The organism is Sphingomonas sp. (assembly GCF_019749955.1).
GTDB lineage: Bacteria > Pseudomonadota > Alphaproteobacteria > Sphingomonadales > Sphingomonadaceae > Sphingomonas.
In genome coordinates, this window is sequence record NZ_JAIEPC010000113.1 from 1 (window position 1) to 9308 (window position 9308).

Genomic DNA, 9308 nt, shown 5'->3' on the forward strand with positions numbered 1-9308 from the left:
CAGACCGAAGTGCTGACCAAGCCGGTCCGCGTGTCGGGCGTGCCGATGGCCGATATCTTCGCCAAAACGACCGGCACCGACGGCGACTTCGTGGTGAAGATCATCGACGTTTATCCCGATGAAGTGGCGGGCAATGAAAAAATGGGCGGCTATCAGCTCGCGATCAGTCTCGACATCTTCCGGGGCCGTTACCGCGAGAGTTTCGCCAAACCGAGCGCGATCCCGGCCGGCAAGGTGCAGGAGTATAAATTCCGGCTGCCCGTAGTGAACCATGTCTTCCAGCCTGGCCACCGCATCATGGTACAGGTCCAGTCGAGCCTGTTCCCGCTCTATGACCGCAACCCGCAGACTTATGTCCCGAACATCTTCTTTGCGACCAAAGCGGACTTTAAACCGGCCACGGTCACGCTGATGCGCGGTGGGGCACAGGCCAGTCGGGTGTGGCTGCCGGTCGCCGAATAACGATAGCTGTCGGCGACGCACAGATTAAACCGCCGCTATTTCAAGCCGTCGCCAGGCAGAATAGTCAACACTTCGCTCGATAGCCCCATAGCGGTGCATCCCGCCGCACGTCTGCCCTTGCTATTGATTCGAATCGGATCAATATGGATTGACTATGTCAATTCTGAACAGGGGAAATGGCCAGATGAGTGCAGCTGTTATTTCGGACGACACCTATGTATCGCTGACCGCCGACATCGTTACCGCGCATGTCAGCAACAACATTACCTCGGTTTCGGACCTTCCGCGGTTGATCCAGTCGGTCCATGAGGCGCTTACCGGACTCGGCACGCCGCAGGCAGCGCCTGAGACCGCACAAGAACCCGCGGTCCCGGTGCGCTTGTCGATCAAGCCCGATTACATTGTGTGTCTTGAGGACGGCAAAAAGCTCAAGATGCTGAAGCGTCACCTGATGACGTCCTACAAGATGACCCCGGCCGACTATCGCGCCAAGTGGAAGCTGCCAGCCGATTATCCGATGGTTGCGCCAAACTATGCCAAGCAGCGTCGCAGCCTCGCGCTCAAAATTGGCCTCGGGACCAAGCCGCGCAAGAAGTGAAGTCGGCGTCCGCTATGACACGGTGCTGTAGCGGGTCAGCCAGTCCTGCATGATCTCGGTCGTGGCCTCGCTGAGGCGCACGACCGAGCGCCGGCGATCCTCGGGGTCGTTCCGCCGCACGATCAGGCCATGCGCCTCAAGATTGCCGAGATGGCGCAGTGCTGTCGTGTTTGGCACCTGCGCGGCGAAACAGGCGCTGGTGATCGACGTCTCGCGACCGGTTTCCTGCGCCGAGTAAAGCTCGAGCAGCATGTCCCACGCGGGTTCGCCGAACAATATCGCGTCCGCGCCGAAGCACGCGTCGCGCGTGCGGCGGGCGGTATAGACTTGCGCGGCGATATCGCGGGGCTTGTCCAGCGAAAGGACACGGGCCCGGGCATCGGCGAGCACGGCTTCCAGCGCCTCAATTTCGGCGAGGGTGCCCTGGATTTTCTGAAATTCGGTCATAAAAAATCCTTGGAATTTGCTATTGGTTCCAGGCCGGATCATCGCCGTAACGCTGCTTGCGCATGTGATGTCGCCAAGCGCCAACTGCGAGGATGATCGGGATGGGGTAGCTCCATGAGGCACTCATGATCCCGTACGACCAGGGCAACAGCTTCGGCGAAAGCTTGAGCAGGTGGGTCAAGACAGTATCCATCAGGATTGCTGCCATCCACATGGGCCAAAAGCGTTGCGCGCGAACGGCGATAATCGCGATTGCGACCATCAAGGTTGTATCGACGGCCAAGACGCCCCACTCGATGTTCTGGAAACGAAAGCTACCTGACGAGGGTGCAAACGGGGTTATGATAACTGCCGCGACCAGCGCTGCCGCACCCCACCGCTCGGGTGCACCGCCGCGCAAGTATGCGTAGAGGCAGCACACCCCGAGAAGGGAGAGATATATGATTACTCTCATCAATCGTGACCGCAGCAGCGTTGATCCATGGGGTAAACGACCAGATCAGGCTGCCGCGACCAGCGGTACCGGCGCCCGAACAATACCACTCGGCGCTAGATGCGGCGGCGTGTCGAAGAGGTCGCCTTGTCCCAGCACTTGGTGATGGATTGCCGCAGCGCGCAGGTGCGCGTGCGCGTTCTGGATATCCTTCATCGCGCCAAAAACCTTGGCCGTCGCATCGCCAACATAATCGACGGCAGCCTGACCTTCCAACGGATGAAAAGTCCCATCAGCCCGGGCCGTGAGCACAGCGGTGCCCATGGCCAGCATCTTGATGGCCGCTTCGTTCATGGCCCGCTCCGCGGGGGGCAGCGACCGGGCGATACGAACAGCGGCAATTGTCTTTGCAGAAGTCATGATTCTTTCCTCCACGCGACACAGTCGGTCGCGAGCTAAAGTTCTTGTTGAAAGGTTCGGCGCTACAAGGTTACGGTGTAAAGCGCGGCAAGCCCGTTCAGGAAATTGGCGACGACGAAGAGGATGAACACCGCTAACGCACAGATCCATCCCAATCGCTGAACGGCCGTCAAATCATTATGCTCTCTCCCGATACGGAAGAAGGGAACCGCGAACCCAGATGGCGACTCCATCCGGATCGGAGAGGATATGACGGGTGGAGCGGGGGGCGCGGCAAGCTCCGGTGGCTGGGTAACCAATCCTTGGTTACCCGATAACTCGTGGTTCTCGAGCTGGCGCGCGGCGTCGCGTCGGTCGCTTGCCTCCAATGCCTTGATCGCGCGCTTGAGATAAAGGTCCACAGTGTGGTGAGAAATTCCGAGCTCTCCCCCGATCTCCTTTGAGGAGTGTCCGCGGGCAACGAGACGAAGGCATGCGCGCTCGCGCTCCGTCAGCATGTCGAGTTTCGGATTCGCCATGTCAGACTCTAGGCATATTTGGTCCGTAATCTCAACCAAAGCGGAGCGAGATTCGGTGTCCGAATCGGGGCCATCGATCCTTGCGCATGGTCCCTTGACTTGCGACAGTGCGGCAAAAAACGGGGAGGGCGCACAAATGGTCTATATTCTGGGCGGATGGCAGAGCGATTTCGCGACGGTGTGGAGTCGGCGCGGGATGGATTTGAGCGATGCATTCGGCGAAGTGCTGCACAGCGGCTTGGCCGCGACCGCGCTCGACCCCCAAGAGATCGACACCGGCCATGTTGGCAATTTTACCGCCGAGCTTTTCGCGGGGCAGGGGCTGCTCGGCGGCTTCTTCGGGCAGGTCGAGCCCGCGCTCGACGGCTTGCCGACGTCGCGCCACGAAGCGGCGTGCGCGTCGGGCAGCGTTGCGGTCCTCGCCGCGACGGCTGAGATCGAAGCGGGGCGCTATGACCTCGCTTGCGTCGTCGGCATCGAGCAGATGCGCAATGTGCCGGGCCAGACGGCGGCCGAGCATCTCGCCGCCGCGATCTGGCGGGACCATGAATATCAGGACGCGACCTTCGTCTGGCCACGCGCCTTTTCGGACCTCGCCGAGGAATATGACCAGCGTTACGGGCTCGACTATGCGCATCTGATGCGGATTTCGGAAATCAACTTCGCCAACGCCCGGCGCAATCCCAATGCCCAGACGCGCGGTTACAGCTTCGCGCCCGAGGCCTTCACCGCCGATGACGAGGCCAATCCGGTGATCGAAGGCCGCACGCGCAAAATGGATTGCGGGCAGGTGACCGACGGTGCGGCGGTGATCTTCCTCGCTTCGCCCAAGTGCGCGGCAGAATATGCGGCGAAGCGCGGCATCCCGATCGAGCGACTCGCACGGATCAGCGGTTGGGGACATCGCACGGCGCCGATCGGCTATGCCGGCAAGGTCGCCGCGAGCGCGGGCCAGCGCTACGTCTTCCCACAAGTGCGTCGCGCGATCGAGGATGCGCGCGCGCGGGCAGGCGTCGCCGACCTCGGGCAGATCGACATGGTCGAAACGCATGATTGCTTCGCGGCGACCGAATATATGGCGATCGATCACCTCGGCATCACCGAACCCGGTGAGGCGTGGAAAGCGATCGAGGAGGGTGTCATCGATCGCGGCGGCAGCCTGCCGGTCAATCCTTCGGGCGGGCTGATCGGCGCGGGGCATCCGGTGGGGGCGACGGGGGTGCGGATGCTGCTCGACAGCTTCAAGCAAGTCACCGATCAGGCGGGCGATTATCAGGTCGACGGCGCCAAGCGCGCGCAGACGCTCAATATCGGCGGGTCAACCACGACGACCGTCAGCTTCATCGTCGAGCAGGCCGCGTGACCGCGCTGGCGCTACTCGCGACCAACGCGCTGCTGCTGGCGCTGCTGTTCGTTGCGCTTTGGCTGATCACGCTCAAGACGCGCGACGTGACGCCGGTCGACAGCGTGTGGGCGCTCGGCATGGTCGCGCTCGGGGCCGCAAGCTATGTGCAAACGGGGGGCGACCCGGGGCGGAAAGCGCTGCTGCTCGGGCTGTGCGCGCTGTGGGGCGTGCGGCTCGGCGGCTATCTGCTGTGGCGTTGGCGGCATCACGGCCCCGATCGCCGCTATGTGACGATGTTTGGCAAGGCCAAGGAGGCAAAGGGATGGGGCTTTGGCGAGGCATCGGCGCGGATGGTGTATCTGACGCAGGCGCCTTTGCTGTTCATCGTCTGTCTGCCGGTGCAGCTCGGCCAGATCGATCCGGCGCCGAGCGTCGGCTTGGTGGGGATGGTCGGCGCTGCGGTCGCGGTGGTTGGCATTGCGTTCGAGACGATCGGCGACTGGCAACTCGTGCGCTTCCGCGCCGATCCCGCCAATCAGGGCAAGGTGCTGACCACCGGCCTGTGGCGCTACACCCGTCACCCCAATTACTTCGGCGATGCCTGCACTTGGTGGGGCCTTTATTTGATCGGCGCCGAGAGCTTCACCGGCCTATGGGCACTGCCGGGGCCGGTGCTGCTGACGTGGACGCTGATGAAATGGTCCGGCGTGCCGACGATCGAAGGGCGGCTGAAGCGCAAGAAGCCGGGGTATGAGGACTATGTCCGGCGGACGAGCGGCTTTGTGCCGTGGTGGCCGAAGGGGTAGCAGCTCGGCGTCAGGCCGCCTCCGATACGATCACGCGTGCCGGCGCATCACCTCGGGGCACGCGGACCACGATTTCAACGTCGCGGCCCAGCGCAACGATGAAGTCCATCAGCTTTTCCACCGAAAAGCCGTCGAGCCGATAGTTGACGAGCGCCGACACCTTTGGTTGCGGCACGCCGAGCAGGCGGGCGGCATCGAGCTGCTTGAGCGCCCTGTCTTTGATGATCCGGTTGAGCGCGAACGCAAGCCGCGTTTTCGTTTGCCGTTCCGCCGGGTCGCTCAAGCCAAGGTCTGCGAACACATTCACTGTGCCATGGGTGATCTGGGTATCGGTCATTTTGCCTTCTTCCTGCCTTCATAATCTTCACGGGCGAGCCGCAACCGCGCCTTGATCATCGCGATGTCGGTTGCTGCCGTGGCGATGCCCTTGGTCGACTTCTTCTGAAACGCATGCAGCACATAGATCGCCCCAGCGAAGCGCACGGCATAAACCGCGCGATAGGTGTCGCCCGAATAATCCTCGACGACTTCGAAGACGCCGCCACCTTCGCCTTTCCAAGGCTTGGCATGCGGATGTTTTCCGCCAAGCTGCGCAACGCCAAGCGCATAACCGATTGCTGAGACGACCGGCTCGGGGAAGGCGAGCAAATCCTTCTTTGATGACCCTACCCAGTGAACTGGGGTTTCGTTCATCATCCCGACCTTGGCTATATCAATTTAGGTATAATGTCAAGCCGCCGTCAACGCCGCGCGACCCGCCCAGCAGCTGTGCGTGCCGCTCGAAATCTTGTGCGGCAGCGCGATTCGGCACACCGGGCCGGCTTCGATGTCGCGCGCATCGATCAGCACGCATTCGCTCGTGCCACGATTTTCGTCGATGATGAAGCTCACCAGATAGCCGTCGTCCTCTGCCGTTGCCCCGACGCGCGGCGCGAAGGGGGCTTCGCTGGCATATCGGCCTTCCTCAAGCATCAGCGACCAGCTCTCGCCCGTCTCCAGATCATGTTTGACGAAGCCGTTGAACAGGAACCAGCCGGGCTTGGTCGTGGTTGAATAGACATAGCGGTGCTTGCGGCCCGCCAGCTGCTGGTTGATCATCCCGAATTCGAGGATGCGGTCGTCGAGCCGTTCCTCACGCGTCGTCCCGTCAGCGAGATTGAAGCGCCAGCGGTGGAGTTTAGGCTGGAAGCTGTGCTCGTCGACATAGGCCATCATATGGCCATAGCCGTCCTCGTTCGGCAGCGGGGCGGGCTGGGGATTGTCCTGGAAATAGGCGTCCATCACCACTTCGTTGCCTTCCTCATAGGCGTTGAGGAAATGGAGAATGTAGGTCGGTTCAGCCTCAAACCAGCGGATCTCTTCGGGCTGGCCGTGGCGCGGGATCAGGGCGAAGCGGCTCGGGATACCTTCGTGAAGCCGCGCCGCATGAATGCCGCGCGCGAGCAATTCCTGATCCCAGAACATCGGCAGGTCGTTGACGATCGACCAGTGCTCGCTGAAGATCATGTCGTGCGGCAGTCGCGGCCCCGGCAGCGGCACCGGGATGTAATGCGCGAGGCGTCCGTCGCGGTCGACGACGCCGTAGTGCATATACGGCGCGTGCTTCGAATAATTGAAGAACAGGAGCTCGCCAGTACGCTCATCGACTTTCGGATGCGCTGAAATGCCGTCGAGCGGCACCCACGGCGCGACCCCCAAGGGTTCGAGCGTTTCGGGATCGAGCAGATACCCCTCGCCGCACTGATAAAAGGTCGACAGCGCCTTACCGGCATGGACGATGATGTCGGTGCTCGATGAATCCTTGAGGCTACCGTGGGCGCCGAAACCGGGGCGCTTCGACGTGCCGGGCTTGTCCATCAGCCCGCCCCAGAGCGACTCAGCCGCTTCCTGTTCGGCCGCAAAGCAGCGCGTGCGCACCCAGCGGTTGCGGTAGCTCGCGCGACCGCCCGCAAAGTTGATCTGGTGGATCATGCCGTCGCCATCAAAGGGGTGATATTTGCCGAGCGGCTGGTGAAGCTGGTTCTCGGTATTGCGGAGATAAACGCCGTCGATATCGGTCGGAATCGCGCCTTCGATCACGTCGAGATCGCTTGCCGTCACTTCCTCATGCTGCGGCGTCCAGGCGCCGTTGAGATAGGGATGGTTGCTCGGCCGGAGCGACGACACGACGGGCGGCAGACGATCGATCAGCATGGACACCACTCCCCACACGGCAATTGCAGGCACCAAGCCCGTCGCCGCTCATTGGAGCATGGTATAGACGACGCTGGCGCCGCTCGCCAGCGGGGGCGCCCTGAACGGTGGACCTCACACGGGCGCGCGCTGCACCGCCGCAGGCGATTCAGCCAGGCTGCGCCCAAAGTGCGAGAATCTCCGGCGCGCGTTCGGCGTTTTCGCCGTCGGCCAACACATAATGCAGAATCAGCTGATGATTTTCGCGACCGCCGAACGGCTCAAACTCATGCGGCACGCGACAGCCCTGATAGACCACCGCCGCGCCGGGCGGGAGCGACACGGCCTGATTTGTGCCCGTTAAGTCCGTAAACTTCATCGGCCAGTCGCTCGCGATGGGATCACTGGCCAGCGTCATCGTCACGCTGATTTCGCAAACATAGCGGTCGAGATGGCGTGGCAACTGGTGGCTAGTTTCGTAAATCCGCCAATAGGAATAGCCGGGGAGCAACGGTCGTGCGACGAGCTTTTCCAGAAACGGCAGCAGATGGCCAAGCAAAACCTGGCCCACGGTCGGCGCATATTCGTTGAGCGTGCCCAGATCGACCTTATGGGTCCCGAGGTGCATCAGTCCGTTGCGGCGCGACGCCTCAATCGCCTTTTGCGCCAGCAGCAATTGCTTGGCGTCTAGCAGGTCGTTGACCTGACACCAGCCGAGTTCCCAGAATTGCGCTGTCCGATCCATTGGTCGCGGTCTCAGGTCCGGCGCCAGCGATCAGCGCCGACGTCGTGGTGACTGGTCGGACTTGTTGGCCTCACCCATCATGGCATTGCTTTAGCTCGCCCGGTCGGCGGCGCCAAGTCGCGATTGGCCCGTGATTTGGGCGCAATCGTGCGTGAGTCACTTCAGACGCACGCAAAAAGGGCCGCCCCCGTTGCCGGGCGCAGCCCTGATTGGCGTTGCGCACCCCGGCTTTGGGCCGGGGCAAGCGCTGCTTACTTGATTTCGACGGTCGCGCCGGCGGCTTCGAGCTGCGCCTTCAGCTTGGCGGCTTCGTCCTTCGACACGCCTTCCTTGACGGCCTTGGGCGCCGACTCAACCAGCGTCTTGGCTTCGGTCAGGCCGAGCGAGGTGATCGCGCGGACTTCCTTGATGACGTTGATCTTCTTGCCGCCGTCGCCGGTCAGGATGACGTCGAATTCGGTCTGCTCTTCAGCAGCCGGAGCAGCGGCGCCACCACCAGCGGCCGGGCCGGCAACGGCAACGGCTGCGGCGGCCGAAACGCCCCACTTTTCTTCCAGCATCTTCGACAGCTCTGCGGCTTCGAGGACGGTCAATGCGCTCAGGCTTTCTACCAGCGCGTTCAGGTCTGCCATGTTCATTCTCCGATTTCGGGGCAATCGGCCCCATCAATGTTGGTTCAAAACGAAATGCCCGAAAATCAGGCTGCTTCCTTCTCCGCGTAGGCCGAAAGGACGCGCGCAATCTGCGCCGCCGGTGCCTGCGTGATCGTCGCGAGCTTGGTGGCAGGTGCCACCAACAGACCCACGAGCTTCGCGCGCAGTTCATCGAGCGACGGCATCGTTGCGAGTGCCTTCACGCCTTCGACGTCGAGGACAGTCGCGCCCATCGCCCCACCCACGATTTCGAACTTGTCGTTCGTCTTCGCGAATTCGACGGCCACCTTGGCAGCCGCGACGGGGTCAACGGATGTGGCGAGACCAACGGGCCCGGTGAGCATGTCGCCCAGCGAGAGATAGTTGGTGCCGTCCAGCGCGATCTTGGCAAGCTTGTTCTTCGAGACCTTGTAGCTCGCGCCGGCGTCGCGCATCTTGTTCCGCAGCACAGTGGACTGTGCGACGGTCATGCCGAGATTGCGGGTGACGACCACCACGTTCACCTCGGCAAAGGTGCGGTTCAGATCAGCGACGAGGTCGGCCTTTTGAGCACGATCCATGCCATTCTCCACGTTCAAATGACGCCCAGACACATGCCGGGGCGCCGGTTAATCCGGGATGGGCAGGGGGCGGACCCCCGTTCCAGCCGGGCTTGTCCGTCAAAGGGGGTGGATCGCGGCGTGAACCACGGCAGACCGCGCGAGGGCAA

Annotated in this window: 14 protein-coding genes; 4 read left to right on the forward strand and 10 right to left on the reverse strand. The window is 62.3% G+C overall.

Going from position 1 to position 9308, the window contains the following annotated elements; all coding sequences use genetic code 11:
- Together K2W81_RS15790 and K2W81_RS15795 are read left to right on the forward strand one after the other, a co-directional pair.
- Positions 1–462 (forward strand): CocE/NonD family hydrolase (locus K2W81_RS15790; RefSeq protein ID WP_294106275.1); only part of this gene is annotated, 462 nt, incomplete at its 5' end.
- Between the two features lie 184 nt (positions 463–646).
- On the forward strand, positions 647–1060 hold the full coding sequence (locus K2W81_RS15795; RefSeq protein ID WP_294106277.1) for a MucR family transcriptional regulator: 414 nt from the start codon (positions 647–649) through the stop codon (positions 1058–1060).
- A gap of 12 nt (positions 1061–1072) precedes the next feature.
- Here the strand turns inward: K2W81_RS15795 and K2W81_RS15800 are convergent, their stop codons facing one another.
- From K2W81_RS15800 to K2W81_RS15815, 4 genes are all read right to left on the reverse strand, one after another.
- Positions 1073–1507, reverse strand: coding sequence for a winged helix DNA-binding protein (locus K2W81_RS15800; protein WP_294106279.1), 435 nt, complete (start codon positions 1505–1507; stop codon positions 1073–1075).
- A 19-nt stretch (positions 1508–1526) separates the two neighbouring features.
- Positions 1527–1907 (reverse strand): hypothetical protein, encoded by a 381-nt coding sequence (locus tag K2W81_RS15805; protein ID WP_294106282.1) that lies wholly within the window; start codon positions 1905–1907, stop codon positions 1527–1529.
- Positions 1908–2006: 99 nt separating this feature from the next.
- On the reverse strand, positions 2007–2360 hold the full coding sequence (locus tag K2W81_RS15810; protein WP_294106284.1) for a hypothetical protein: 354 nt from the start codon (positions 2358–2360) through the stop codon (positions 2007–2009).
- A gap of 62 nt (positions 2361–2422) precedes the next feature.
- Positions 2423–2878, reverse strand: coding sequence for a helix-turn-helix transcriptional regulator (locus tag K2W81_RS15815; protein WP_294106287.1), 456 nt, complete (start codon positions 2876–2878; stop codon positions 2423–2425).
- 136 nt (positions 2879–3014) lie between these two features.
- On the opposite strand from K2W81_RS15815, the gene K2W81_RS15820 reads away from it, so the two are divergent.
- Both K2W81_RS15820 and K2W81_RS15825 read left to right on the forward strand, forming a co-directional pair.
- Positions 3015–4241, forward strand: coding sequence for an acetyl-CoA acetyltransferase (locus K2W81_RS15820; protein WP_294106290.1), 1227 nt, complete (start codon positions 3015–3017; stop codon positions 4239–4241).
- Positions 4238–5029 carry a DUF1295 domain-containing protein gene (locus K2W81_RS15825; protein ID WP_294106293.1) on the forward strand — a complete coding sequence of 264 codons (792 nt, stop codon included), beginning with the start codon at positions 4238–4240 and terminating at the stop codon, positions 5027–5029. Before K2W81_RS15820 ends, K2W81_RS15825 begins: the two co-directional genes overlap by 4 nt.
- A 10-nt stretch (positions 5030–5039) precedes the next feature.
- Here K2W81_RS15825 and K2W81_RS15830 read toward each other — a convergent pair whose 3' ends face one another.
- From K2W81_RS15830 to rplJ, 6 genes are all read right to left on the reverse strand, one after another.
- On the reverse strand, positions 5040–5366 hold the full coding sequence (locus tag K2W81_RS15830; RefSeq protein ID WP_294106295.1) for a helix-turn-helix domain-containing protein: 327 nt from the start codon (positions 5364–5366) through the stop codon (positions 5040–5042).
- Positions 5363–5722, reverse strand: coding sequence for a type II toxin-antitoxin system RelE/ParE family toxin (locus tag K2W81_RS15835; RefSeq protein WP_294106297.1), 360 nt, complete (start codon positions 5720–5722; stop codon positions 5363–5365). Before K2W81_RS15835 ends, K2W81_RS15830 begins: the two co-directional genes overlap by 4 nt.
- A 36-nt stretch (positions 5723–5758) precedes the next feature.
- On the reverse strand, positions 5759–7222 hold the full coding sequence (locus K2W81_RS15840; RefSeq protein ID WP_294106299.1) for a carotenoid oxygenase family protein: 1464 nt from the start codon (positions 7220–7222) through the stop codon (positions 5759–5761).
- A 148-nt stretch (positions 7223–7370) separates the two neighbouring features.
- Positions 7371–7946, reverse strand: a complete 576-nt coding sequence (locus K2W81_RS15845; protein ID WP_294106301.1) for a hypothetical protein — start codon at positions 7944–7946, stop codon at positions 7371–7373.
- Positions 7947–8197: 251 nt separating this feature from the next.
- On the reverse strand, positions 8198–8578 hold the full coding sequence (gene rplL, locus K2W81_RS15850) for a 50S ribosomal protein L7/L12 (protein ID WP_294106303.1): 381 nt from the start codon (positions 8576–8578) through the stop codon (positions 8198–8200).
- 65 nt (positions 8579–8643) lie between these two features.
- Positions 8644–9159 (reverse strand): 50S ribosomal protein L10, encoded by a 516-nt coding sequence (gene rplJ, locus K2W81_RS15855; protein WP_294106304.1) that lies wholly within the window; start codon positions 9157–9159, stop codon positions 8644–8646.
- Positions 9160–9308: the final 149 nt, after the last annotated feature.

Coding starts and splice junctions, on each gene's coding strand:
- K2W81_RS15810 (WP_294106284.1), bottom strand. CDS start 2,360: ATGACTTCTGCAAAGACAATTGCCGCTGTTCGTATCGCCCGGTCGCTG.
- K2W81_RS15795 (WP_294106277.1), top strand. CDS start 647: ATGAGTGCAGCTGTTATTTCGGACGACACCTATGTATCGCTGACCGCC.
- K2W81_RS15835 (WP_294106297.1), bottom strand. CDS start 5,722: ATGAACGAAACCCCAGTTCACTGGGTAGGGTCATCAAAGAAGGATTTG.
- rplL (WP_294106303.1), bottom strand. CDS start 8,578: ATGGCAGACCTGAACGCGCTGGTAGAAAGCCTGAGCGCATTGACCGTC.
- K2W81_RS15830 (WP_294106295.1), bottom strand. CDS start 5,366: ATGACCGATACCCAGATCACCCATGGCACAGTGAATGTGTTCGCAGAC.
- K2W81_RS15820 (WP_294106290.1), top strand. CDS start 3,015: ATGGTCTATATTCTGGGCGGATGGCAGAGCGATTTCGCGACGGTGTGG.
- K2W81_RS15845 (WP_294106301.1), bottom strand. CDS start 7,946: ATGGATCGGACAGCGCAATTCTGGGAACTCGGCTGGTGTCAGGTCAAC.
- K2W81_RS15800 (WP_294106279.1), bottom strand. CDS start 1,507: ATGACCGAATTTCAGAAAATCCAGGGCACCCTCGCCGAAATTGAGGCG.
- K2W81_RS15840 (WP_294106299.1), bottom strand. CDS start 7,222: ATGCTGATCGATCGTCTGCCGCCCGTCGTGTCGTCGCTCCGGCCGAGC.
- rplJ (WP_294106304.1), bottom strand. CDS start 9,159: ATGGATCGTGCTCAAAAGGCCGACCTCGTCGCTGATCTGAACCGCACC.
- K2W81_RS15815 (WP_294106287.1), bottom strand. CDS start 2,878: ATGGCGAATCCGAAACTCGACATGCTGACGGAGCGCGAGCGCGCATGC.